Source organism: Type-C symbiont of Plautia stali (genome assembly GCF_059730935.1).
This window is the reverse complement of record NZ_AP035923.1, coordinates 1908479-1933474: the sequence shown is the minus strand read 5'-3', so window position 1 is coordinate 1933474 and position 24996 is coordinate 1908479. Positions and strand designations below refer to the sequence as shown.

Sequence of the window (24996 nt, the reverse complement as noted above, 5' to 3'; positions counted from 1 at the left end):
TTCAGGCAGAAAATTGATTAGCATGATGATATTCACTTACTTCACTTCTCCCTGTTTATGTCTCCTACCGTGTCTCAGGATGGATTACCCGTTCCACAGCGCTACGGCGCAATAATTACCATTGCGCTTGGCATCATGATGGCGGTGCTGGACGGCGCGATTGCCAACGTGGCGCTGCCGACCATTGCGCGTGAGCTGAACGCCAGCCCGGCGGAATCGATCTGGATCGTCAACGCCTATCAAATCGCTATCGTGATTTCGCTGCTGTCGCTGTCGTTTCTTGGCGATATGTTCGGCTACCGGCGCGTCTATCAGGTCGGGCTGGTGCTGTTTGTGTTCACCTCGCTGTTCTGTGCCCTTTCCTCTTCGCTGAATATGCTCACCGTGGCGCGCGTGCTGCAGGGCTTCGGCGGTGCGGCGCTGATGAGCGTCAACACTGCGCTAATCCGTATTATTTACCCGCAGCGCTTTCTGGGACGCGGCATGGCCATCAACTCGCTGATCGTGGCGGTCTCCAGCGCCGCCGGTCCCACGGTGGCGGCCGCGATTCTCTCCATCGCCAGCTGGAAATGGCTGTTCCTGATCAACGTGCCGCTCGGTGTGGTGGCGCTGTGGCTGGCGCTGCGCTTCCTGCCGGATAACACGCAGAAAGCGAAGCAGCAGAAATTTGATGTGCCGAGCGCCATCATGAATGCACTGTTTTTTGGCCTGCTGATTTCAGCGCTGACCGGCTTCGCGCAGGGAGAAAATGGCTGGCTGATTGCGGGTATGCTGCTGGCGCTGCTGCTGATCGGCGTGGTGTTTGTGCGGCGTCAGCTGGCGATGCCGGTGCCGCTGTTGCCGGTGGATTTGCTGCGCATTCCGGTGTTTTCGTTGTCGATCGGCACCTCGATCTGTTCTTTCTGCGCACAAATGCTGGCGATGGTGTCGCTGCCGTTTTTCCTGCAAAACGTACTGGGCCGGGATGAAGTCGCAACCGGCCTGCTGCTGACGCCGTGGCCGCTGGCTACCATGGTGATGGCACCGATTGCCGGCCGCCTGATCGAGAAGTTTCATGCCGGGCTGCTGGGTGGGCTGGGGCTGGCGCTGTTTGCCGCCGGGCTGTTTCTGCTGGCGCTGCTGCCTGCACAACCCACGGATGCCGATATAATCTGGCGCATGATGCTGTGCGGTGCCGGCTTCGGGCTGTTCCAGTCACCCAACAATCACACCATCATCTCGTCGGCTCCGCGCCAGCGTAGCGGCGGTGCCAGCGGCATGCTCGGCACCGCGCGACTGGTCGGCCAAAGCACCGGCGCCGCGCTGGTGGCGCTGATGTTTAACCTGTTCAACGACAGCGGCACGCATGCCTCGCTGCTGCTGGCCGGAACCTTTGCCAGCGTGGCGGCGATCGTCAGTATGCTGCGCATGACGCAAAGCCGTCAGCCGGCAGAGTCATAAAAAAAGGGCGCCCGCAGGCGCCCTGTTCATTTTCTATGTGGCTTACTTAAGATAAGCACCGCTGCGCAGCGCTTCGATACGCTTGTCGAGCGGCGGGTGCGACATAAACAGCTCGCTCAGCGACTTACCTTTACCGTTAATACAGAACGCCATCATGCTGCTGGGTTCCTGCGGTTCGTAGCTGGTTTTCAGGCGCTGCAGCGCGGCAATCATCTTTTCACGACCCACCAGCTTCGCAGAGCCGGCATCGGCGTGGAATTCGCGATGGCGCGAGAACCACATGGTGATGATGCTGGCGAGAATACCAAACACCAGTTCCAGCACTGTCGCCACGGCAAAATAGACCAGCGGATTGCCGTTGCTGCTCTCTTCGCCGTCGCGGTTGCCGGACAGGAAGCCAGACGCCACCTGCGCAATGATACGCGAAATGAAGATCACGAAGGTGTTCACGATACCCTGAATCAGCGTCATGGTGACCATGTCACCGTTCGCGATGTGGGCGATCTCGTGCGCCAGCACCGCCTCCGCTTCGTCGCGGCTCATGTTTTGCAGTAAGCCGGTTGAGACCGCTACCAGCGAGGCATCACGGCGTGCGCCGGTGGCAAAGGCGTTGATATCGGGCGCGTGGTAAATCGCCACCTGCGGCATCGCAATGCCGACCTGCTGAGCCTGGCGGCCGACGGTTTCCATCAGCCAGCGTTCCGTCTCGTTACGGGGTTGTTCAATCACTTCACCGCCGACCGAGCGTAACGCCATCCATTTGGACATCAGCAGTGAAACAAACGCACCGCCAAAGCCAAACAGACCTGCCATAATCATCAGACCCTGAACACTGCTTGACTGGATTCCTGTCAGACTCAGAATCAGTCCGAATACCAACATCACCGCCAGGTTGGTGACCAGGAAAAGCGCAATACGCATCATAAACGTTAATCTTCCTCAGTTGTGCTCGCGCTCATGCGCGGATATACATCCTATGTCCATTGTGGCGCTTTTCAAGCGACCTTAATCTTTAAGTGCCTAAAAAGACATAACTTTACATTTGGTAATGGTAGCGGCTGCAGCCTGCCGGGCGGCGAGTTGCAGGCAAAAAAAAGCACCGCCGCAGCGGTGCTGTGATTTCAGGCCGAAGGGTTACTTCGCTGCCGCCGGCGCTGGCTGGTCTTTTTCCAGCTGGGCCAAATCGTTAGCGATTTTCACCGTTTCATCCAGATATGGATCCGGCTCTTTGTAGTCTTTCGGCAGATCGTCCAGGCTCTTCAGCGGCGCTTTGCCTTCCGCCTGGTAGCGCGCATTGATACGTTCCAGACGCAGCGCATCTTCTTCGTGGTTCTCTTTCTCGCGCTGGGCCAGATTCAGCGACACGATGTTACGCTTATCCTTCATCGCGTTGAAACGCGCGATGTCTTTCATGATGTACTGGAACTCGCGATCTTTGGCGATGCGATCGGCGTGCTCTTTGGTCAGCTGCGGCACCAGCGGCGTGATATCGCCGGTTTTGGTGTAGGTCGCCGCGTTGATGCTGTCCCACGGCAGCGCGTTATCCTCAAACTTCTCGCCGGTCTCTGCTGCTTCCACACCGGTCGGCATCAGCAGGTCTGGCGTGACGCCTTTCCGCTGAGTACTGCCGCCGTTGATGCGGTAGAACTTCTGAATGGTGTACTGGACTGAGCCCAGCGCTGGCCATTCCGGACGCAGCATCTGATCGTAGATGCGGTTGAGTGAGCGATACTGCTGCACCGTGCCCTTACCGAAGGTCGGTTCGCCGACAATCAGCGCGCGGCCGTAATCCTGCATCGCCGCGGCAAAGATTTCCGACGCCGAGGCGCTGAAGCGATCGACCAGCACCACCAGCGGACCTTTGTAGTAAACGATGCCGTCGTTGTCGCTGTCCTCACGCACGCGACCATTATTGTCACGCACCTGCACCACCGGGCCACTCGGAATAAACAGGCCGGAGAGCGATACCGCTTCGGTCAGCGCACCGCCGCCGTTGGTACGCAGATCGATGACGATGCTGTCGACGTTCTGCTTCTGCAGTTTCTGCAACTGCACTTTCACATCATCGGTCAGGCCAACATAGAAGCCCGGGATATCCAGCACGCCGACTTTCTCTTTGCCGACGTTGTGCACGGTGCCCTTCACCGCGCGATCTTCCAGACGGATTTTCTCACGCGTCAGCGTCACGGTACGGGTTTTGGTGCCCTTGCCGGCTGGCAGGATCTCGAGGCGCACTTTGCTGCCCTTCGGCCCTTTGATTTTGGACACCACGTCGTCCAGACGCCAGCCAATCACATCTTCCATGGGCTTGCCCGGCTGGCCGACGCCCACAATGCGGTCGCCCACGCTGATGGATTTGCTCTTGGCCGCCGGACCACCGGCCACCATCGAGTTGATCACCGTGTAATCATCATCCATCTGCAGCACGGCACCGATACCTTCCAGCGACAGGCTCATTTCGGTATTGAACTGCTCGGTGTTGCGCGGTGACAGATAGTTAGTATGCGGGTCGATTTCATGCGCGAACGCGGTCATCGCCAGCTGGAACACATCTTCGCTGTTGCTTTGTGCCAGACGACGGATGGCAAAGTTGTAACGCTTGGTCAGCGTCTCGCGAATCTCTTTGTCATCTTTCCCGGCCAGCTTCAGGCTCAGCTCGTCATACTTCACCTTGGCATCCCACAGCGCGTTTAGCTCATCTGTGCTTTTCGGCCACGGTGCTTTGGCACGATCGATATCGATGGTGTCATTGCCGGTGAAGTTCATCGGGCGGTTCAGCACGCTGAGCGCATACTGATAGCGCTCGAAGCGGCGCTTCTGCGCCAGATTATAGAGATCGTAAAACACATCCAGCTTGCCGCTGCGCAGCTCATCACCGAGCGTGGTTTTTTTGTCGGCGAATTGTGCCACGTCCGACGCCAGCAGCACGTTATGGCTGTAATCGAGCAGATTCAGGTAGCGGTCAAAAATTTTCGCCGAAAAATCCTGATTCAGATCGAACTGACGATAGTGGGAGCGGGTGAAACGCGAAGTGACGCGTTCACTGACGGTAGGATGCTGTGCTTCTTCGTGTAACTGGGGAATCTGGTCGGCGCGGGTAATGTTGTCCGCGCCAAAGGTGGGGCCTGCCAGCAGCAGGCCCGCGATCATACCGATCTTAAAAATGCTGTTCATGCCAGGGTCGGGCCTCCGTTTCAGAACTGCAAGTGTTCTGCGCGCACAATCATTGCCAGGCCGGAAGCGAGCTGGACCCGGACGCCATCTTTGGTAATCTCCAGGATGGTAGCGTCCATTGCACTTTTGCCTGCTTTGACTTTGATGTTTTGACCCGCTTGCAACGTTGAAGTGTCAGTGACGGGTTTTGCCCGCGGTGGACGCGGAGCAGCCTGACGCTCACCGGCCGCAGCACGCGGTGCCTGTGGACGTGGCTTACGCGGTGCGTCGCCCTCCGCCGCTTTACGCGCAGCAGGCTTGCGCGGACGACGCTCAGCGGTCTCTTCCCCGGCTTCACGTTTTTTCGCTTTTTGCTGCTCGCGCTGCGCCTGCACGCGCGCTTTGGCTTCTTCCAGCTGCTTGCGCGCGTGTTCTACGTGCTGCTCATCCAGCACGCCACAGGCGTTGCCGTCGAGATCGACACGGGTGGCACCGGCTTTAATGCCGTAAAGATAACGCCAGCTTGAGGTATAAAGGCGTAAGGCCGAACGCAGTTGCGTCTTGCTCAGGCTGTTTTCGCCCTGAACGCGCTCCACCAGATCCTGAAAGATACCGATTTTGAGCGGACGCGCTTCACCTTCGGCGCTAAAGCAGTGCGGAAAACGCTGCGCCAGAAAGGCGATGACTTCTTTACTGCTGTTCAACTTAGGTTGATTTTCCATGAAATTTCCTGATTACAACGGGTTTGCCGACCAGAGCAGGCATGAACAGGCGACATTATAATGACAACATCGCCAAATGCTATGTGATCCAGTCGATTAGCTGCGCGTCAGCTGAAGAAATTTTTCAATGTCGCTGTTCGCCAGCACTGCACAAAGCCCGTCGGTAAGGGCTACCAGCCCCGCTTCATCCTCGCTATCGAAGCGAGAATAAACCGTACTGTCGATGTCGAGAACACCGACCATCGTGCCATTCACTTTCAGAGGAATCACGATTTCCGCGTTGCTGGCGGCGTCGCAGGCAATGTGCCCCGGGAAAGCGTGTACGTCTTCAACCCGCTGCACGCTATCCTCCGCAACCGCGGTGCCACATACTCCTTTACCCACCGGAATGCGTACGCAGGCGATTTTGCCCTGGAACGGCCCCAGTACCAGCGTCTCCGGCTCGGTCAGCAGATAGAAGCCTGCCCAGTTAACCCCTTCCAGGCGTTCAAACAGCATCGCACTGCAGTTGCCCAGCGCCGCCAGGAAAGAAGTTTCGCCCGCTAACAGTGCGCGGACATCGCGATTTAAATCCTCGTAAAAGGCTTTTTTGTTCATTGTTTAACCATAACTCATCACTGGCGTGACCTTGTTGTCACTCAGTTGTTAAAATAAGCACTAATAATCCAACCCCACAAGGTGAATCATTGTGTTAGTTACTATACCCTTAGCACGCTATGCTTGAGACTATTCTCGTACCATAGATTGATGCAGACAGACGTGCTCTGCTCCGCATGCCGGTAACTGTAACGAACAATGGGCCCCTTGCGTCATTTATGAAAATTCACGCCATCAGCCAGACGTTGCCCCACGCACGTTATCAGCGTTGCCCGCAATGCGATACCCTTTTTTCCTTACCGGATGTGAAATCGCATCAGTCGGCTTATTGCCCGCGCTGTCATGCCCGTATTCAGAACGGTCGCGACTGGTCAATGACGCGGCTCACCGCCATGGCCGTCACGATGATCGTACTGATGCCGTTCGCCTTCAGCCTGCCGCTGGTGGATATCCGCCTGCTTGGCATGCGCATCAACGCCAGCCTGCTGGAGGGCGTGCTGCAGATGGCGCAACAGGGCAACGTGCTGACAGCCGCCATGGTGGCGTTTTGCACGATTGGCGCGCCGGTGACGCTGGTGGCCGGCATCTGCTATTTGTGGATTGGCCACGCGCTCGGCATGAACCTGCGCCCGGTCCTGCTGATGCTGGAGAAGCTCAAAGAGTGGGTCATGCTGGATATCTATCTGGTCGGCGTGGCGGTGGCATCGATTAAGGTGCAGGATTATGCCGCGCTGGAGGTCGGCTACGGGCTGGTCGCCTATCTCGCGCTGACCATTATGAGCCTGCTGACGCTGATTCATCTCAACGTGGAGGAGCTGTGGGAACATTATTACCCGCAGTCGGTGCCGCACGAACCGCCCGAGCGGTGGCAGGTTTGCCTGAACTGCCACCATACCGGTATGCCCGATGAACGCGGACGCTGCACGCGCTGCCATACGCCGCTCGATTTTCGCCGCCGCCACAGCCTGCAAAAATCCTGGGCGGCGCTGATCGCCTCGATTGTGCTGCTGATCCCGGCTAACCTGCTGCCGATTTCGGTGGTGTACGTCAACGGTGCGCGGCGCGAAGACACCATTTTCTCCGGTATTCTTGGCCTCGCCTCCGGTAACGTGCCGGTGGCCGCGGTGGTGTTTATCGCCAGTATTCTGGTGCCGTTTACCAAGGTGATAGTGATGCTGACGCTGTTGCTCAGCATCCATTTTAAGTGTGAACAGGGTTTGAAAACCCGCATCCGTCTGCTACGCGCCGTCACCTGGGTGGGCCGCTGGTCGATGCTGGATCTGTTCGTCATTGCTTTAACCATGTCGCTGGTCAATCGTGATCAGCTGCTGGCTTTTACCATGGGACCTGCCGCCTTCTACTTTGGCGCGGCAGTCATCCTGACCATTATGGCCGTTGAGTGGCTCGATAGCCGCCTGATCTGGGATGCACATGCAACAGGAAACGCCGACTACACCGACTAGCGCTAATCTGCGTAATAAACGCAAGATTTCGCCGTTCTGGCTTTTGCCCATTATCGCCCTGCTGATTGCCGGCTGGCTGTTATGGACCAATTATCAGGAGCGCGGCACCACCATCACCATCAACTTCCAGACCGCGGACGGCATCGTGCCGGGCCGCACGCCGATTCGCTATCAGGGCGTGGAAGTGGGCACCGTGCAGGGCATTGTGCTGAGCGATGACTACCGCAGCATTCAGATCAAAGCCAGCATCAAGAGCGACATGCGCGATGCGCTACGGGAGAACACCCAGTTCTGGCTGGTGACGCCAAAAGCCTCGCTGGCGGGCGTCTCCGGGCTGGATGCGCTGGTGGGCGGTAACTACATCGGCATGATGCCCGGCGACGGCAAAGAGCGCGATCACTTCACCGCGCTGGACACCCAGCCAAAATACCGGGTAAACACCGGCGAACTGCTGATTCACCTGCACGCGCCCGATCTCGGCTCGCTCAACACCGGTTCGCTGGTCTATTACCGTAAAATTCCGGTCGGCCGCGTCTATGACTACAGCATCAACGGTAATACCGATGGCGTGACCATCGATGTGCTGATTGAGCGGCGCTTCACCAACCTGGTGAAAAAACAGAGCCGCTTCTGGAATGTCTCGGGCGTTGACGCCGATGTCAGCCTGAGCGGCGCCAAAGTGAAGCTGGAGAGCCTGGCCGCGCTGGTGAATGGCGCGATTGCCTTTGACTCGCCGGACAGCGGCGAACAGGCCAACAGCGATCAAAACTATCAGCTCTATTCGGACCTGGCGCACAGCCAGCGCGGCGTGCTGATTTCGCTCGATCTGCCCAACGGCGACAACCTGAAAGCCGACAGCACGCCGCTGATGTATCAGGGGCTGGAAGTGGGCACCCTGACCAAACTGACGCTGCTGCCGGGCGGCAAAGTGTCCGGCGAGCTGACGATCGATCCCTCCGTCACCGGCCTGATGCGCAGCGGCACGCGGATTGAGATGCGCGCGCCGAAACTCAGCCTGACCGACACCAGCCTGAGCAGCCTGCTGACCGGCAATACGCTGGAACTGGTCCCGGGCGAAGGTGAGCCGCAGGATCACTTCAGCGTGCTGCCGGCCAGCGAAACGCTGTTGCAGAAGCCGGATGTGCTCACCGTTCAGCTCAGCGCGCCGGAAACCTACGGTATCGACGCCGGACAGCCGGTGATGCTGTATGGCGTGAAGATCGGCCAGGTGATTTCGCGCCGGCTGGATGAAAACGGCATCAGCTTTGTAGCGGCCATCAATCCGGAGCACCGCCAGCTGGTACACGCCGACAGTAAGTTCATCGTTAACAGCCGTCTCGACGTTAAATTTGGCCTCGACGGCATGCAGGTGCTGGGTGCCAGCGCGCGCGAATGGGTCGACGGCGGTATCCGGCTGGTGCCGGGTGCGAAAGGTCAGCCGTCCAGCCGCTATCCGCTGTACGCCGACTCAGAGCGCGCGGCGGAAGGCATTACCGGCGATCAGCCGCCGACCACGCTCAAACTGACCGCCAACAGCCTGCCGGATGTACAGGCCGGCTCGGTGGTGCTGTACCGCAAGTTCCAGGTCGGTGAAGTGGTGGATGTGGTGCCGCGCGCCGATGCGTTTGAGATTTCGGTCCATATCCAGCCGCAATATCGCAAGCTGCTGACCAGCGAAAGCGTGTTCTGGGCCGAAGGCGGTGCCAAAGTCCAGCTCAACGGCAGCGGTCTGACCGTGCAGGCTTCGCCGCTGAACCGCGCGCTAAAAGGCGCAATCAGCTTTGATAACCTGACGGGCGCGCAGGCAGCGAAAGGCGTTAAGCGCGTGCTCTATCCGTCAGAAACCGCCGCACGTGCGGTCGGCAGCCAGATTACCCTGCACACCTTTGATGCCAGCAAACTGTCGGCCGGCATGCCAATCCGCTACCTCGGCATCAACGTCGGTCAGGTGGAGTCGCTGGCGCTGAGCCAGGATAACAACCAGGTGGTGGCGAAAGCGGTGCTCTATCCGGAGTATGTGCAGGACTTCGCGCGCATCGGCAGCCGCTTCTCTGTTGTCTCGCCGGAGATTTCGCCCGCCGGCGTTAATCACCTGGAAACGCTGCTGCAGCCGTATGTGAACGTGGACCCGGGCAAAGGCGCGCTGGCGCGCAGCTTTGAGCTGCAGGAGAGCACCATTACCGATTCGCGTTACCTTAACGGGCTGAATATCTATGTGGATACCACCGAAGCCGGTTCGCTGTCGATTGGCACGCCGGTGCTGTTCCGCGGTGTAGAAGTCGGCACGGTAACCGGCACTTCGCTGGGTAACATGGCCGACCGCGTGCAAATCGCGCTGCGCATCAGCAAGAAGTATCAGCATCTGGTGCGTAACAACTCGGTGTTCTGGCTGGCCTCCGGTTATAACCTCGACTTTGGTCTGATTGGCGGCGTGGTGAAAACCGGCACCTTCCAGCAGTTCATTCGCGGCGGCATCCAGTTTGCCACACCACCAACGGTGCCGCTGGCGCCGCAGGCCGGTGCCGACAAGCACTTCCTGCTGCAGGATGAAGCGCCAAAAGAGTGGCGCAACTGGGGCACGGCGATTCCGTCGCCAAACTAGGACAACGGGCAGCCTGCGGGCTGCCCGACTTATTTGCGCCGGGGATATTGCGCACGGCTGTACCTGAGCCGGGCTCGGCGTTACACTTCGCCCTCACTTTGTTAGTCCGGTAGATATCCGTGTCCGATCGTTTTCCTGAACATTTTCTCGCGCTGATGCGCGCCAGCCTGGCCGACGAGGCCGAACTCGAACGCTTTCTCGCCATCAGTCAGCAGCCGCTGCGCCGCAGTCTGCGCGTCAATACGCTGAAAATCAGCGTGGAGGATTTTCTCACGCGCGTGGCGGGCTATGGCTGGCAGCTGACGCCGATTCCGTGGTGTCGGGAAGGCTTCTGGATTGCGCGTGATGACGAATCGCTGCCGCTCGGCAGCGTCGCGGAACACCTCAGCGGTCTGTTCTATATTCAGGAAGCCAGCTCAATGCTGCCGGTCAGCGCGCTGTTTGACGCCGCGCCGGATGTCCGCCAGGTGATGGATGTGGCCGCTGCGCCGGGCTCTAAAACCACGCAGATGGCCGCGCTGATGCGCAATCAGGGCGCGATCCTCGCCAATGAATACTCCGCCAGCCGGGTGAAAGTGCTGCATGCCAATATCAGCCGCTGCGGCGTCAGCAATGTGGCGCTGACCCATTTCGACGGGCGCGTCTTTGGTGCCGCGCTGCCGGAACAGTTCGACGCCATTCTGCTGGATGCGCCCTGCTCCGGCGAGGGTGTGGTGCGCAAAGATGCTGACGCGCTGCGCAATTGGACGCTGGCCAGCACCGAGGCCATCGCCGCCACCCAGCGCGATTTACTCGACAGCGCTTTTCACGCGCTGCAACCGGGTGGCACGCTGATTTACTCGACCTGTACGCTTAATACTATCGAAAACCAGCAGGTGATTGCCTGGCTGCAGCAGCGCTATCCGCAGGCGCTGGAAATTGTGCCGCTCAACGATCTGTTCGCTGGTGCCGAACGCGCGCTGACGCCGGAAGGGTTCCTGCACGTGTTTCCGCATATCTTCGACAGCGAAGGCTTTTTCGTCGCGCGGCTGCGCAAAACTGCCAGCGTGCCGCCATTGCCGGCGCCGACCTACAAACTCGGCAAGCTGCCCTTCTCGCCCGCCAGTCGCAAGCTGGTGGCGGAGGTGGCGCAGGCCGCGCACAAGGTGGGACTGCACTGGGATGAGAGCCTGACGCTGTGGCAGCGCGACAAAGAGCTGTGGCTGTTCCCGGCGGCGCTGGAGAGCTGGCTCAGCAAAGTGCGTTTCTCGCGTATCGGTCTCAAACTGGCGGAAACCTTCCCGAAAGGCTTTCGCTGGCAGCATGAAGCGGTGGTGGCGCTGGCGCAACCGGACAGCGCGCTGGCGTTCGAACTGGACGAAGCGCAGGCGGAAAGCTGGTATCGCGGTCAGGATATTCATCCCGACACGCCGCCCGCGCGCGATGAAGTGATTGTCACCTACCAGCAGCAGCCGCTGGGCCTGGCGAAACGCGTTGGAAGCCGCATCAAAAACAGCTATCCGCGTGAACTGGTGCGCGACGGGCGGCTGTTCCGCTAACACGCATTACTGCAACTGCACCAGCGTCAGCCGGTTGCCAAATACCGCGCCGGTATCAATATAATGCTGATTCGCGGCGTTAAGCGGCTGCTCCAGCGGCGTATGGCCAAAGTAGAACGCACTGGCACCGGCGATCGGCTGCGAACGGCCGCGCTGATGGCGAGCGAGCCGGTCGCGGCTCCAGACGACCTGATGCCAGTCGACATCCTGTCCCAGTGCATAGGCACTGGCAGGATAGTCAGCATGAGCAATGACGATGACGCGCTCCTCGAATTGCAGATGTAAAATCAGCGGCAGTTCGGCACAGCGCTTCAGCGCATGACGCGCGGCAATCAGCCGCGCACCGCTCAGCTGCCAGAACCAGTCCCCGCCGTTCATCATCCACAGCATCGGATCGTCGCCCTGCAGCGCATCGAGCGCCATCTGCTCGTGATTACCGCGCACGCAGCGGAACCAAGGCTCTTCCAGCAGTTGCAGACAGCCAAGGCTGTCCGGCCCGCGGTCGATTAAATCCCCGACCGATAGCAGCAGATCCTGTTGCCGATCAAAGCCCTGCCGCATCAGCTGCGCATCAAGCTGCGCGCGGCAGCCGTGCAAATCACCGACCACCCAAATATTGCGCCAGTTATTTGCACGCAGCGTCTGATAAAACATGTAATCTGCCCCGGTTGACTGGAAGTTTAGTAAACCCGGCATAAAGTATAGTCCGGTGAGGGGTAGCCGCGGAGGCATCAGCGTGAGCAGTCGGAAACAGTTTGTTGGCATCCTCGTGATGATTTTTATTGGCAGCCTGCTGCTGCTGGAGTCGCTCGCGCGCCTGGTGCATCTGCTTTTTGTTGGCTGAGCGGTGTTTCATGCCGCGCTAAACGCTTACACTCCTTTGCGTCTTACTGAAAGGAGTCGCCATGAGTCAGAATATCTACGATAACCCCGAATTTTTTGCTGGCTACGCCACCCTGCCGCGTTCGGTCAACGGACTGGACGGCGCGCCCGAGTGGCCCGCGCTGCGGGCAATGCTGCCTGAGCTGCGTGACCAGCGCGTGCTGGATTTGGGCTGCGGCTACGGCTGGTTTTGTCGTTACGCGCAGCAGCAAGGCGCGCGTGAAGTTGTGGGGCTGGATGTGTCAGAAAAAATGCTGGCGCAGGCCGCTGCCATGACCGATCGGCCCGGCATCACTTATCAGCGCGCTGATCTCGAAACCCTGCAGCTCAGCAGCACCTTTGATGTGGTGTACAGTTCGCTGGCGCTGCACTATCTCAGCCATATCGACGCCCTGTTTGCCACGATCTTTCATGCGTTACGTCCCGGCGGCGCGCTGGTGTTTTCATGCGAGCACCCAATTTATACCGCTCCGCGTCAGCAGGAGTGGTTCATTGATGATGCCGGGCAGCGCAGCTGGCCAGTCAATCAGTATCAGCAGGAAGGGGAACGGGTCAGCAACTGGTTTGCCGCTGGCGTGAAGAAGCAGCACCGCAAGCTGGCAACGTGGATAAACGCGCTGATTGCCGCCGGTCTGGTGATTGAACGGCTGGATGAGTGGGGTCCGGATGTACAGCAGGTAGCGGAGAATCCGGCGCTGGACGAGGAGCGCGAGCGTCCGATGCTGTTTTTGCTGGCGGCGCGCAGGCCGCTGTAAGGTTTTCAGCAGTGGCTGCATCCTGCAGCCCTGTGAAAATTCCCCCCGGCGCTTATCTCCGGCACTCAATCAAGGTGTTAGCTCTGTAAGGGACGGCACCTACTGTAACGCTTAAGATTATTCCGAACAAGTTAAATGATATTAACTATCATTCTCAACTATTGATCTGGCGCGCTGTTAATGCCCGTTGCGTTTGTGTCGCTTCTGTCTGCTGAATCCCACAGGAGCCCGCATGATCACTGACTACACCTTTAACTATCTGAATGGCCTGGATGTGCACTACCGCTATAAACCGGCCAGTCTGGATAATCAGCATCTGTTGATTGTCATGTCCGGGTTTAACCTGCCCGATCCTACCGTGTATGATTTTACTTTGCTGGAGCACACCCGCGCAGCCGTGTTATGGATCAAAGACGATTTCAACGGTTTGCCAGCGTATTACCTGTGTAACAATCTTCAGTTCAACATCGAGCACGGCGTCAGCCAGCTCATCCGGGCGGTGATTGAGCTAACCCAACCTTCTGACGTGACCATTCTCGGCGCGTCGAAAGGCGGCAGTGCCGCGCTCTACTTTGGTATCCGCCACAACATCAGAAACATTATTACTGCAGTACCGCAGTTTTTTCTCGGTGACTATGCAAGCCAGATTTGGCCCAGTGTGGGTAAAGCCATGATGGGTGAGATAAGCCCGGCTGCGGTCGCGTTGCTAAATAAATATCTGCCCAATGCCCTGCGACGCGATCGCCAGACGCAGAAAAATATTTATCTGTTTACTGCTCTGGCCGATCATCAGCGCGAGCAGGAAGTGTTACCACACCTCGGGCTGCTGGAAAAATACAGTAATTTCAATCTGATTGAATCGTCATCACCCTGTATCACGCAACATAATGAGGTGACCCGCTATAACCTCAATCTGATTCTGGCGCTGATATATCAGCTGGAGCAGAATATCACCCCGCGCTGGGGCCATATTCGCAACGGCAGCAGTTGGTAACGGCGCAGCTGAAAATCATAGATTCGCTATGACGAATCCCCGGCTAACGCGTGATTAAAAAGATCGCCAGCATAAAACCGATAAACAAACCGGCAAAGGTCAGCAATCCGGTGCGCGGCGTTTTGGCCTGACCGACAATCGCGCCGATAAAAATGCTCAGAATGGTGAGCGTGCCAATCATTACCCAGAGAAGATAGTGTGTATTTGCTGCCATGCGAAATCCTGTTAAGCGGCCATCAATCAATGCGCCCTGTTATACCATTTTTCGCTGTGGCTGGCTGCTGCAAATATCCGCTGCGTTGCGCGCAGCATGATAACGCACCACGCAGGTGACAACGTCACTTACGTATTATCTCACGCAATGTTATCGCGCTTATTAAATGCGCTAATTGAGCAAATAAAGTCCGGCGACAAGGGTACCGACGGAAATAATATGGAATAGCTCAGTCATGGTAGCGACCTCAATTTAATGCCTGTACGACTCAGTCAAGAACAGCATCTGGCGTTCGTCAAATCATCACCGCCTGCATTAAGCGCAGCCGATGGCATAAATACCAATCGATGCTTAACTGAATACGTACCCATAAGACAGGAGGAAAGCCATGAGCCAGTCTGCATTAGCCACCTACCTTGCGTTAAGCGACGACGACCTCAATGAGATGGGCATCCGTCCGGACACGCTGTTCAAAGCGCAGCCCGACGATAACGGCGCCGCCGGTTACTATTTCAACGTACCGGACACCACGCCGCAGCGCGTGCTGGGGCAGAAACGCTGGTCGCTGGGCGATCGCATCGACATTCCGGCCAGCGTGCTCAATAACGATTCAGCGTAACGGCTCCCGGGATGCGCGATCCTGTGCCAGGCTTAAGTCATTGTGGAATGTTGCAATCAAGAGGGAATGATTATGATGAAAAAAACGGTACTGGCGTCACTGCTGATGGTGTTTAGTCTGGGCGCTATCGCTGAACAGGGCGGCTTTGAGGGCGGTAAAACCCCGCCACCGCAGAAACAACAGGACGCCGGTTATAAAGGCTCTGAAGACACCGGCCAGACGCATATCGAACAGATTCGGGATTTTCGTCAGGGCGGCTATGTCACGCTGGAAGGCTATATCGTTAAAAAGTTAAGCGGTGATAATTATCAATTCCGCGACAGCACCGGCACCGTGACCATTAAGGCTGCAGCCGATACCTTCAAAGGCAAAACCTATAACGCCGAGGATCAGGTCCGGGTGAGCGGCAAAGTATATGGCCGGGGCGAAAATACCCGCGTCGATGTTGCACGTATCGAAGAACCTTAATGCATTATTGTCCGGTCCGCCGTCGCGTGTGCGGCGGACGTTATCTTTCCATTCGCAGGAAATCATCGCATGAAGAGCCTGTTTGCCAGTCTGTTAATCCTCTCCACCCTGACCGCGCTGGCTGGCTGTCAGCAACCTGAACGGCCAATTGGCCCGGACGGACGCCCTAATGTCCCTGCAGAACAACCGGTGCCCGGCGGTCCAATGAGTAAAGGGCCGGTAGGTCAGCCGCAGGCCTGACCGCAGAAGAACGCAGCAGTATCACTCAATAAAGAAACCGGGTTCAGAGGAAAAAAACCTCCCGCAGGAGGTTTATCACCTAGATCGGTTTCTGCCCATCGTCTTCGCCGGTGTCATCATCGTCATCAAGCGGCTCTTCGCCGGGCACCTGCGCATCATCAGGCAGCGGAGTGACATCATCGGGTCGTTCTGACATAAGCACCTCCATACCCCACATTGGGTAATAACTATTTTAGTTGCGTTATCCTTCAGCCCGGCGGGTTTATCACGCATCTGTGAATTAAGCGTAAGAAGTAAATTAGTTATGGGTTAACGCTTTGCTTATCGCCTGCCCTCGGCTAACGCGATAAACAAAAAAGGCCACCCGAAGGTGACCAATAATAGGGTACTCGCTGCGTTAGTCATCAGATGTGGTTATTAATTTATTTCGCCACATGATAACACAACTGAATTAATTCGCTTCTTTCATCACATACAACGACGAGGCGATGGCAATCATAATCGACTTACAAAAAATACATTTTGCGCCGAGTGGATTTTGCCTGTTCCTGTCAAAAACGGACTGGCGATATTGAGAGCCCTGACATTGTGGGCATCTCATAGCATTAATTACTGTAATAATCAGAGACCTGTAACGTTAACAGCTGACGGACCTTTAGGGCCGTTTTCCACAGAGAATTCAACTTTCTGACCGTCATCGAGTGAACGGAAGTCAGTTCCCTGAATGGCAGAGAAATGGACGAAAACGTCTTTGCTGCCGTCTTCCGGAGAAATGAAGCCGAAACCTTTCTCAGCGTTGAACCATTTTACTGTACCGAGCATTTTATTTGACATGTTTATACCTTGATAATGAGCCATATGGCATTAGAGGCTGAACCGCAGCGACACATCAGAACCTGAGATAAAACTCAAAGAGAAAGGCACAGGAAAGGCACTAACACAGATGAGAGATACAAAACGAACTAACTATGGGACTGTCTGCTTATCAGACCGGAGATGCATTAACGCACGTCTGGCGGATAAACACAAGGGGTAATAAAATTTATTGATAAATTCCGGGTATGACGAAGCGGTGACTGCGCCGCGTTTAAAATTTTAAGTGGTTAAATTTATTCACTGTTTCCCTTTTTGAAACATCAGGCTTTAAAAATAATCATTTTCTTGCGGTCATGGCTGCCATTCAACCTTGTAAAGAACAAGCCAAAAAAGAGGAAAAAGACCTTTCGGCTCCTATCATTATTTTTTAATGAATTATTATAATTGGCGGTAATGAAATGGCCCCGTAAAATTCAAGGCTGCTGCGGACGAGATTTCACCACCACCTTATGGTCTCTAATCCACTGTGTGACGTTTGATGAGCTTCGAGGAGTCGATCAGCCTTGCAGCGGCAGAAAGATTTACATACGCTAGAAATGCCCCTGCGGACAATGCGTATAACGCCATACCGATTTTTGCCAATGCTGAAAAATTACTCATTTTCTCTAAAATAAATTCAGGCAGTAATGCACCGTAAATTAGCGGCGAAAAAAACATTAACACCCCGATTGTGTACAGAGCTATCTTAGCAGAGATTGAGATTACAAAATAAAATTTATTTGCGTATTTTCTCTTCTTCCAAACAAATGATAGTGGCTCGGTTTTAATATCAAGCAGCCCTCTACACTTTACAAACAAGTCAATATCTCTAGTAGGATTTTCACTTCTAACTAAAGCTCTTCTTTGCTGCAGACTAAGAAAGCTCTCTTTAGTGATTGCAGCATAGCCATATTCAATAGAAAGCCGCTTTAGTTCTTCATCCTCAGTAATTTTATAGAGATCATAACTGAGTTTACTTAGCTTTTCTCTTTCCTCAAAAATGCGTCGTTTAGTTAAAAACATTTCTTTAAAAAAAGAAAGCACTGCCACCAAAGCCAAAATAATTGGCAATATCACTTTGACAAATGTTTCAAGTATTTCAGACATGCGACTTATCCTCTTATAACAGGTTTTCTTGCTTCCATCACGGTAGTCCATTCGTAAGGTTCTATAATCTCCCCTGCCTTATGAATGATAATATACCCTACAAACCGATCAAGCCTGGATCTCTTGAATTTAATAGACAAATGGGTGTAACCCTCTACCTACTCACCATGGAATCTCTTAACATCATTGTCTCGAAAACCGCTTTTAACCTGCTCCCCATCGATCGATACACCGCTATGTTAGTAATGCCTTCATAAGTCACATCAGGACATCCACATGAAGAAGCGATTTTCGTCGAACATATCATCAGTATTCTCCACGAGACGGAAGCTGGAGTTTCGGCCCGGGACTCTGACGAATCGTAAATGTGTGGGTTATCTATACATATTCATGAGAAAAGGCGCCTGAGAAAGAATGACTAGTCATAGAAGGGGTAAGAACCCCCTCACCAATGATTATTTAATCCGCTTACCTGTATACTGTCGATTCACCTTGCCGGAAACCGATGGGAAACCAAAAAATAAGTAGATTCTCTCCTCAAACTCACTTATCTCAATTTTACCAAAATTCTTGATAGCGTAGTCAAACCCTTTCTGAACATCTTCGTAGATGCTCTGTATAGATGCGCGAGTATCATCAACCATCCAGTATGAATACATCTTCGTGTTGCCACCTGAGTTGATTAGCTCGGCATCCAGAAAAACTCTTTCCATATTTTTTTCATCAGCTTCAATCTTAACAACATAAGAAACCACAGAATACTTCGCCATTTTAAGTCCTTTTCAAATTTAAGAGGGTTAATAATCTATACATGCGCTAAGATTTACAAGAAAAAATGAAATAATGTGCACTTTTTGTAATAATATCATTTATGCTTCACGACCTTGCAGCACGCAGCTAAGAATATTGAGAAACTTCAACATGGATTTAGTAGCGTCGGGCGTAGCGTTCGAAGAGCGGATGAACGTGCTGTTCCATACCACATGAAGCTGAGAAGCAACAACTGGCAGAGCTTCATGAATTTTCCAAAGAATTTCTGCAGTAATACAGTAACATCGCTCTGTAGTTCCCGCATGGCGGCAGTCTGGTTTATCATAAGGATGCGTATAAATGAGCATAATTTTTGTTCCCCCGCTTATCACGCTTCTACTTAGCAGTGAGAGTGAGAAAGGCAGCCCACTGACTGAGGATGAAGTAAATAGCATCAGAGACGATGCGACAGCTATCAGTCTGGATAGTGAAACTGCTTTGGCGATGGCGGAGAGCCGCGGCTATCGGGATATAGACCCTGAAAATTGCTGGGCAGAGTGGTTGGCATTCAGGAGCGATAAGTAGCGTCTAAGAGTCTGGTGTCAGTGAAATACATGCCGCTTATACGCAGCGGAGAATTAGGGAAAATTTGCGCAAAGGTTGCCAGGCTATAAGAACATGTCCAGGACCAAAAAGTATCGGGATTGACGCGGTCAGGAATACGTGATGATTTAACCTGAGTATGAATATTTCGGAAAATTTTCGGACATCTTCGCACAAGCCTGAAAAATATCCTTTAATAACATACAGATAAAAAAAGACCCAATACGATTCCTGTATCGGGTCCAGGGAAATGGCTCGTTGAGAGCCGTGCGCTAAAAGTTGGCATTTTTGCAGGCGAGGACGCCTTGCCTTTTAAAGGTAGACCAGCATCGGTGATTTTCCAGCCAGCGGGCTTCGCCGCCGGCAAAAGCTGCCAACTCTGTGATCGGGCTGGCACTAACGGCTGGCAGGCGCAGCGGCAAAAATGTGCGCTACGCCTGAAAATGCAGGGGTTATTTACCGCACAACTGCTGCGCGCGATCGACGATCGGCTGCAGGCTCATTTTTTGTCCCGGATGCGCTTTATCAGCGGCAAGGATGGTATCGATGGATTGCAATGTGCCCTGCCCGGCATTGCCGCGCGCCAGCGCTTTATCATTAAGCGGATACTGCAGCAGCGTACTGGGGTTGATGGCAAACAGCGCGCCATCTTTCTCGCAGGTCAGCATCACCTCTTCACGGGTGAACGGCCACTTATCTTTGCCAATTTCAAAACGGCTGACGGTGATAATCTGCCCGGCGAACGCCTGGCTGCACAACGCCATCAGTAACCCAGCTGGAATCAGTTTCTTCAGCAAAATCTCGACCTCATCTCATCTTTTAACAGATTCAGGCCGGCGAAAGCGTGGCAAACACGCTCACCAGCCCGATAACAATCAACGCCAGCAGCAGCTCGAGCTGCGTCAGACGGATAAAAAGTTTCGGTGCCCGGCTGGCGGCCAGGCGAAAACGCGGCACCAGCAGATAGCGATTAAGCAGCGCAATCAGCACCATCAGTGCCACCAGCAACGCTTTGCTCACCAGCAGCTCGCTCCACAGCGTGGCGGTCCAGTTGAGCGGCGTGCCGGCAATCAGCAGGCTGTTGACCGTGCCGGTAACAATCGCCAGCGCCACGGCCAGATGACCATAGCGTGAAAAGCGCATCATGCTGCGAATGGCATCGGTTCGCCAGGCAATGTTACGCGCCTCGCGCATCAACAGCAGTAGCGGCAGCAGACCACCGGCCCAGAAGGCGGCCGCGATCAGGTGCAGCGCATGATTCCCCTGCTGCAGCAGTCCCGGCATGCCATCGCGCATCGCCGCATGGCCGACGCCCGCCAGTGCCACCAGCTGCAACAGCGCAGTCGTCAGTAACGCCTGCTGGCGCAGATTACCGCGCAGGCGCAGCGCCAGCGTGCTGAGCAGGGCAAACAGGATAACCCAGCGCCACACCGCGCCGAAGCGCGTGCCCAGCACCGCCAGCCAGACGTCAATGCTGGCGATACTGCGCCAGTCGCCGCTCATCAGCCCGGTCTGCGCCGCCAGCATCAACAGCGCACTGAGTAAACTCAGCACGGCGCTGTATCCCATCAGCCGCCGCCAGCGCTGTGTCAGCACCGGTCGGTAGCGCGCCGGCGCCAGCAGCGCGGTATAAAAGGCACTGCCGGTCAGCAGAAACAGAGCCAGAAAATGCAGCACCCGCAGGCCGATCCAGAACGCGCTAAGACTCATTACTTCACGCTAAAGCTGTAGCTACCTTTGGTTTTGTGGCCGTCCACTGACAGCACGTGCCAGTTGACCTGATACTGGCCCGATGCCAGCGGCTGGGCGATCGGCACAATCAGCTGATCGTGCTGCTGCGGATTCAGCTGGGCTTTCTCCAGCGCCACCGGCTGCTGCTGCGCGTTGGTCATTTCAACGCCGCTGAATGCCGGTTCAATACCTTCGGTAAATGTCAGGGTGAGTTGCTGCGGCGCGTGCTCCACCACGGCGTTATCCGCCGGCACCGGGGCTTTCAGGTGGGCATGTGCCAGAGCCAGCTGGCTGAAGCCCAGCGTCGCGCCCGCCAGCAGTAGCGCGATAACGCGCCTGGATGCAGTTTTCATCATCACGTCTTCCCTTTTAACTGCGGCACTGCGCCGCAAATGTGGCAGCAGGATACGCCGCTGCTTTTAGGCTGTCGAGACTTGCGGTGCGATCCAATTCCCTTGATCCAGCAGGGCGAAACCATTATTTTTGCCCCTGTTTATCAGGAGAAAAGCATGAGCCAAAACCTTGCCCTGCTGTCGCAGGAAGAGAAAGATAAAGTAAACGTCGATCTCGCCGCCGCTGGCGTGGCGTTTAAAGAGCGCTACAACATGCCGGTGATCGCCGAGATGGTGGAGCGCGAGCAGCCGGAAGCGCTGCGCGACTGGTTCCGTCAGCGCCTGATGGCCTATCGACAGGCATCGCTCAGCCTCTCCCGCCTGCCCTACGAACCTAAGCAGAAATAATTTATGTTACGCGTAATCGATACGGAAACCTGTGGCCTGCAGGGCGGCGTGGTGGAAGTGGCGTCGGTGGATGTCATTGACGGCCAGATCGTCAATCCGATGAGCGATCTGATCTGCCCGGACCGGCCCATCAGTCGTCAGGCGATGGCGGTGCACCGCATCACTGAAGCCATGGTGGTGGGCAAGCCGACCATCGAAGAGGCGATTGGCCGCTATCACGGTAGCCCGCACTATGTGGCGCATAACGCCAGCTTTGACCGGCGCATGCTGCCGACGATGCCGGGCGAATGGATCTGCACCATGACGCTGGCGCGCCAGCTGTGGCCGGGCATTAAATACGGTAATCAGGCGCTGCGCCACAGCCTCAAACTCGAGGTGTCGCCGCCGGATGATCTGCACGCGCACCGCGCGCTGTACGATTGTTACGTCACCGCCGCGCTGCTGATCCGCATTATGGAAACCTCCGGCTGGAGCGCCAGCGAGATGGTGAGTCGCTGCCAGCCGGCGCCGGTCAGCGACGAGGTGTTCCCGTTTGGTAAGTATCGCGGTCAGAGCATCGGCAGCATCGCGCGTAAAGATCCGGGCTATTTGCGCTGGGTACTGGAAAACGTACGTGATTTGCGCGCGCCGCTGCGGCAGACGCTGCGCAAATACGTTAAGGACACTCAGTAATCGCTGCGCGGCGGCAGCGTGCCCTGCGCCAGGGCGATCAGGAAAGTGAACTCCTGCGCCACGCCTTCATAGGATTTATAACGTCCTGATTTGCCGCCGTGGCCGGAATCCATATCGGTGCAGAGTAACAGCAGCGCATCGTTGGTGCGCAGCTCACGCAGCTTTGCCACCCACTTCGCCGGCTCCCAGTACTGTACCTGCGAATCGTGCAGCCCGGTCGTCACCAGCAGGTGCGGATACGCCTGCGCCGTCACGTTGTCATACGGGCTGTACTGGCGGATGTAGCGATAGAATTCCGCCTGCTCCGGATTGCCCCACTCATCATATTCACCGGTAGTCAGCGGAATCGACGGATCGAGCATGGTCGTGACCACATCGACAAACGGCACCTGAGCGATCACGCCGTGAAACAGCTGCGGCGCCATATTCAGCACACCGCCCATCAGCAAGCCCCCGGCACTGCCGCCCATGGCGTACAGCTGCTGCGGGTTACCGTAGCCTTTCGCTACCAGCGCTTCAGTGACATCAATGAAGTCGGTGAAGCTGTTCATTTTATGTTGCAGCCGGCCATCGTCATACCACTGCTGGCCCAGCTCGCCGCCGCCGCGCACGTGGATAATCGCGTAGATGAAACCGCGCTCCAGCAAACTGATGCGGCTGGTGCCGAAGCTGGCCTCCATGCTGCTGCCATACGCGCCGTAGCCGTACGCCAGCAGCGGATTGGCGCCGCGCTGAAAGTGTTTACGGTGATAAACCAGTGAGACCGGCACTTCCGTGCCGTCGCGCACCGTGATCCACAGGTGTTCACTTTTGTAGTCGGCAGAGTCAAAGCCCGGCACCGGGGTTTGCTTGAGAATGCGCCGCTCGCCGGTCTCCATGTTCAGTTCGAACAGCGTGGTCGGCGTCGTCATCGACGAGTAGCCGTAACGCAGCGTGTCACTTTCCGGCGTGGGGTTGTAGGCCAGCCAGGTGACATAGGCCGGATCGTCAAAGGCAATACCGTAACTCTCGCCGCTGGCCCAGTTAATCTGGCGCAGGGTATTTACTCCGCGCTGGCGCTCTTCGACCACCAGCCAGTTACGAAACAGCTGGAAATCTTCCATCACTACGTGGTCGCGCGGCGGAATCAGGGTTTGCCAGCGATCTTCAGCCAGCCACGCGCTGCGGTACAGGCCGAAATTTTTGCCGTCGCGGTTGGAGCGAATGAAGAACTGGTGATCGTAGTGATCGATGCTGTATTCATGATCGCGCCGCCGCGGACAAAACACCTGCGGCTGTGCGTCCGGATATTCCGCGTCAATCAGCAGAATTTCACTGGTAGTTGTGCTGAACAGCGCGATCAGGATGAAGTGTTCCGAGGTGGTTTTATGCACGCTGAGGTGGAAAGACTCATCCTGCTCTTCATACACCAGCTGATCTTCCGACTGCGGATGCCCCAGTTCGTGACGCCACACCTGATAAGCCAGCAGCGTTTTCGGATGCTTGCGTACGTAGTAGAGGGTGCGTGAGTCGTTGGCCCACGCCACGCTGGAGGACGCGTCGCGCAGCACCTCCGGATACCAGCTGCCGCTGTTGAGATTACGAAAGCGGATGCCGTACTGGCGGCGCGATAAAAAATCTTCCGCCAGCGCCATCACCTGGTTATCCGGGCTGATATCCAGCGTGCCCATGGTGTAAAAGTCACTGTGCGCGGCGCGCTGGTTGCCATCCAGCAGCAGTTGCCACGGCTGGTCGGCGGGCGCATCCACCGGCTGGCGGAAATAGGCCGCGTACTCATTGCCGGCTTCGTAACGGCTCTGGTAGCGATAGCCGCGTTTAATGTACGGTACCGAGTGGTCCTGCGCCGGTAGCCGATCGATGATCTCTTTCAGTACCCGATCCTGCAGCGCATCCTGAGAAGCCATCATTGCTTTACCGTAGCGGTTTTCCGCCTCCAGATAAGCCAGTACCTCGGGGTTTTGCCGGTCATCATCACGCAGCCAGAAATAGTTATCGGTGCGCGTTTCGCCGTGTAACGTCATGTGGTGGGGGATTTTTTTCGCTTGCGGCTGATTCATTACAGAGTTTCTCCCTGAAAGACGACATCCTGCAAGCGTGGCACTTCTGGCAGCGGAAGCCAAGCCAGAAGCGCACGCGAAGTGTAACCAAAGGCCGCCGCAGCCGCCTCTGGCATGACTCAGGCCGCTTTTTCCGCCGCGATGTCGCGCTGAATACCGTCGCGCACGTCCTGCGGGATTTTCAGCGCATCACCGAGCGCGGAGAGGTAACTGCGCTCCATGAAATGATCGACATCGATCGCCGCACAGCTAAGGAAATAGAGCTCCAGCGCTTCCTCTTCGTTTTTCACGTCGGCGGCCAGCCACTGCGGATCGAGCGGACGGTTCATTGCCTGCTGAATCAGCGCTTCCGCCTGCGCCCCGTAACCGGCCTGATGGATATTCTGCTCGATGGCCGAGCGCTCGCGATCGTCAATGTGCCCGTCGCTTTTCGCGGCAAACACCAGCGCGGTCACCAGTCGCTCCGCGCGCTGATCGAGCGGCGTCTGCAACTGGCCAAACGCAGGCTCATCCTGATGGGTTTCCCGCACGCGCTGCTTGTATTTATTCCACAGCACCGCGCCTGCCGCCGCCCCGCCGCCGACCAGCAGCGCGGTGCCGCCGTATTTGGTTAACAGCTTGCGCGACGATTTGCTGGCAACCAGTAAACCAGCCAGGCCACCCAGCGCGCCGGGTGCCAGCATATCGCTCAGGCCGCCTGTTTTGCCATCACCGCCCTTCTTTGCCAGAACCGATTGAATTTGCTGCAGCCAGTTACTCATCGTTTAACTCCTGTTTAAGTTTCCGCTCACTAT

Annotated in this window: 27 protein-coding genes; 12 read left to right on the top strand and 15 right to left on the bottom strand. The window is 56.1% G+C overall.

The genetic code is table 11. The features are described from left to right. Positions 1-57 precede the first annotated feature (57 nt). On the top strand, positions 58-1440 hold the full coding sequence (locus tag AC6I7J_RS09040) for an MFS transporter (protein ID WP_058774591.1): 1383 nt from the start codon (positions 58-60) through the stop codon (positions 1438-1440). Positions 1441-1482: 42 nt separating this feature from the next. Here the strand turns inward: AC6I7J_RS09040 and htpX are convergent, their stop codons facing one another. The 4 genes from htpX to AC6I7J_RS09020 form a co-directional block, all read right to left on the bottom strand. After that, the gene (htpX, locus tag AC6I7J_RS09035) at positions 1483-2364 is read right to left on the bottom strand and encodes a protease HtpX (protein WP_021510018.1); all 882 of its coding nucleotides are present in this window, start codon (positions 2362-2364) and stop codon (positions 1483-1485) included. 210 nt (positions 2365-2574) lie between these two features. Continuing rightward, a complete protein-coding gene (prc, locus tag AC6I7J_RS09030) occupies positions 2575-4614 on the bottom strand; it encodes a carboxy terminal-processing peptidase (protein WP_021510017.1) in 2040 nt (679 codons plus the stop codon). Positions 4615-4634: 20 nt separating this feature from the next. Further along, positions 4635-5315 (bottom strand): RNA chaperone ProQ, encoded by a 681-nt coding sequence (gene proQ, locus AC6I7J_RS09025; RefSeq protein WP_010616374.1) that lies wholly within the window; start codon positions 5313-5315, stop codon positions 4635-4637. A 96-nt stretch (positions 5316-5411) separates the two neighbouring features. Further along, positions 5412-5912: a GAF domain-containing protein gene (locus AC6I7J_RS09020; RefSeq protein WP_498007177.1), complete on the bottom strand. Its 501-nt coding sequence runs from the start codon at positions 5910-5912 to the stop codon at positions 5412-5414. A 218-nt stretch (positions 5913-6130) separates the two neighbouring features. Between AC6I7J_RS09020 and yebS the strand changes: the two genes are divergently transcribed. From yebS to rsmF, 3 genes are all read left to right on the top strand, one after another. Next, on the top strand, positions 6131-7375 hold the full coding sequence (gene yebS, locus AC6I7J_RS09015; RefSeq protein WP_166711656.1) for a membrane integrity lipid transport subunit YebS: 1245 nt from the start codon (positions 6131-6133) through the stop codon (positions 7373-7375). After that, entirely contained in the window at positions 7344-9977 is a 2634-nt protein-coding gene (locus AC6I7J_RS09010; RefSeq protein WP_058771299.1) for a PqiB family protein, read from the top strand. The genes yebS and AC6I7J_RS09010 overlap by 32 nt, the downstream gene beginning before the upstream one ends. A gap of 113 nt (positions 9978-10090) precedes the next feature. Next, positions 10091-11515, top strand: coding sequence for a 16S rRNA (cytosine(1407)-C(5))-methyltransferase RsmF (gene rsmF / locus AC6I7J_RS09005; RefSeq protein WP_498007220.1), 1425 nt, complete (start codon positions 10091-10093; stop codon positions 11513-11515). Between the two features lie 6 nt (positions 11516-11521). Here rsmF and AC6I7J_RS09000 read toward each other — a convergent pair whose 3' ends face one another. After that, positions 11522-12169 carry a metallophosphoesterase gene (locus AC6I7J_RS09000; protein WP_498007219.1) on the bottom strand — a complete coding sequence of 216 codons (648 nt, stop codon included), beginning with the start codon at positions 12167-12169 and terminating at the stop codon, positions 11522-11524. 251 nt (positions 12170-12420) lie between these two features. On the opposite strand from AC6I7J_RS09000, the gene AC6I7J_RS08995 reads away from it, so the two are divergent. Then, positions 12421-13152: a class I SAM-dependent methyltransferase gene (locus AC6I7J_RS08995; protein ID WP_260640142.1), complete on the top strand. Its 732-nt coding sequence runs from the start codon at positions 12421-12423 to the stop codon at positions 13150-13152. 232 nt (positions 13153-13384) lie between these two features. Then, the gene (locus tag AC6I7J_RS08990; protein ID WP_021510009.1) at positions 13385-14146 is read left to right on the top strand and encodes a hypothetical protein; all 762 of its coding nucleotides are present in this window, start codon (positions 13385-13387) and stop codon (positions 14144-14146) included. A 43-nt stretch (positions 14147-14189) separates the two neighbouring features. Here AC6I7J_RS08990 and AC6I7J_RS08985 read toward each other — a convergent pair whose 3' ends face one another. After that, entirely contained in the window at positions 14190-14360 is a 171-nt protein-coding gene (locus AC6I7J_RS08985; RefSeq protein ID WP_021510008.1) for a hypothetical protein, read from the bottom strand. A 388-nt stretch (positions 14361-14748) separates the two neighbouring features. Between AC6I7J_RS08985 and AC6I7J_RS08980 the strand changes: the two genes are divergently transcribed. The 3 genes from AC6I7J_RS08980 to AC6I7J_RS08970 all read left to right on the top strand — a co-directional run bounded on the left by AC6I7J_RS08980 (position 14749) and on the right by AC6I7J_RS08970 (position 15687). Then, entirely contained in the window at positions 14749-14979 is a 231-nt protein-coding gene (locus tag AC6I7J_RS08980) for a hypothetical protein (RefSeq protein WP_058781840.1), read from the top strand. A gap of 75 nt (positions 14980-15054) precedes the next feature. Continuing rightward, entirely contained in the window at positions 15055-15447 is a 393-nt protein-coding gene (locus tag AC6I7J_RS08975) for a YgiW/YdeI family stress tolerance OB fold protein (RefSeq protein WP_058757753.1), read from the top strand. A gap of 69 nt (positions 15448-15516) precedes the next feature. Beyond that, complete coding sequence (locus AC6I7J_RS08970; protein ID WP_058774586.1) at positions 15517-15687, top strand: hypothetical protein; 171 nt, start codon at positions 15517-15519, stop codon at positions 15685-15687. Between the two features lie 451 nt (positions 15688-16138). On the opposite strand, the gene ymcF is transcribed toward AC6I7J_RS08970, so the two are convergent. The 4 genes from ymcF to AC6I7J_RS08950 all read right to left on the bottom strand — a co-directional run bounded on the left by ymcF (position 16139) and on the right by AC6I7J_RS08950 (position 18419). Beyond that, entirely contained in the window at positions 16139-16288 is a 150-nt protein-coding gene (gene ymcF, locus AC6I7J_RS08965) for a cold shock small protein YmcF (protein ID WP_223815600.1), read from the bottom strand. Between the two features lie 20 nt (positions 16289-16308). After that, a complete protein-coding gene (cspE, locus tag AC6I7J_RS08960; RefSeq protein ID WP_021510003.1) occupies positions 16309-16521 on the bottom strand; it encodes a transcription antiterminator/RNA stability regulator CspE in 213 nt (70 codons plus the stop codon). Between the two features lie 498 nt (positions 16522-17019). Continuing rightward, positions 17020-17649 carry a hypothetical protein gene (locus AC6I7J_RS08955; protein WP_211724383.1) on the bottom strand — a complete coding sequence of 210 codons (630 nt, stop codon included), beginning with the start codon at positions 17647-17649 and terminating at the stop codon, positions 17020-17022. Between the two features lie 455 nt (positions 17650-18104). Beyond that, positions 18105-18419, bottom strand: a complete 315-nt coding sequence (locus AC6I7J_RS08950) for a hypothetical protein (RefSeq protein WP_132462392.1) — start codon at positions 18417-18419, stop codon at positions 18105-18107. 340 nt (positions 18420-18759) lie between these two features. Between AC6I7J_RS08950 and AC6I7J_RS08945 the strand changes: the two genes are divergently transcribed. Continuing rightward, complete coding sequence (locus AC6I7J_RS08945; RefSeq protein WP_132462390.1) at positions 18760-18984, top strand: hypothetical protein; 225 nt, start codon at positions 18760-18762, stop codon at positions 18982-18984. 470 nt (positions 18985-19454) lie between these two features. Here the strand turns inward: AC6I7J_RS08945 and AC6I7J_RS08940 are convergent, their stop codons facing one another. The 3 genes from AC6I7J_RS08940 to yobA are packed head-to-tail and all read right to left on the bottom strand — an operon-like array spanning position 19455 to position 21089. Then, the gene (locus AC6I7J_RS08940) at positions 19455-19802 is read right to left on the bottom strand and encodes a YebY family protein (protein WP_031280196.1); all 348 of its coding nucleotides are present in this window, start codon (positions 19800-19802) and stop codon (positions 19455-19457) included. Between the two features lie 28 nt (positions 19803-19830). Then, positions 19831-20712, bottom strand: coding sequence for a copper homeostasis membrane protein CopD (copD, locus tag AC6I7J_RS08935; protein WP_264251640.1), 882 nt, complete (start codon positions 20710-20712; stop codon positions 19831-19833). After that, complete coding sequence (yobA, locus tag AC6I7J_RS08930) at positions 20712-21089, bottom strand: CopC domain-containing protein YobA (protein ID WP_498007176.1); 378 nt, start codon at positions 21087-21089, stop codon at positions 20712-20714. The genes copD and yobA overlap by 1 nt, the downstream gene beginning before the upstream one ends. 153 nt (positions 21090-21242) lie before the next feature. Between yobA and AC6I7J_RS08925 the strand changes: the two genes are divergently transcribed. Together AC6I7J_RS08925 and exoX are read left to right on the top strand one after the other, a co-directional pair. Continuing rightward, positions 21243-21473 (top strand): DNA polymerase III subunit theta, encoded by a 231-nt coding sequence (locus tag AC6I7J_RS08925; protein ID WP_010616356.1) that lies wholly within the window; start codon positions 21243-21245, stop codon positions 21471-21473. A gap of 3 nt (positions 21474-21476) precedes the next feature. Next, entirely contained in the window at positions 21477-22145 is a 669-nt protein-coding gene (gene exoX / locus AC6I7J_RS08920; RefSeq protein WP_021509985.1) for an exodeoxyribonuclease X, read from the top strand. On the opposite strand, the gene AC6I7J_RS08915 is transcribed toward exoX, so the two are convergent. Further along, complete coding sequence (locus AC6I7J_RS08915; RefSeq protein WP_498007175.1) at positions 22139-24202, bottom strand: prolyl oligopeptidase family serine peptidase; 2064 nt, start codon at positions 24200-24202, stop codon at positions 22139-22141. The two genes, exoX and AC6I7J_RS08915, sit on opposite strands and share 7 nt — an antisense overlap. 119 nt (positions 24203-24321) lie before the next feature. Further along, positions 24322-24963 (bottom strand): tellurite resistance TerB family protein, encoded by a 642-nt coding sequence (locus AC6I7J_RS08910; protein WP_152390758.1) that lies wholly within the window; start codon positions 24961-24963, stop codon positions 24322-24324. Positions 24964-24996 lie beyond the last annotated feature (33 nt).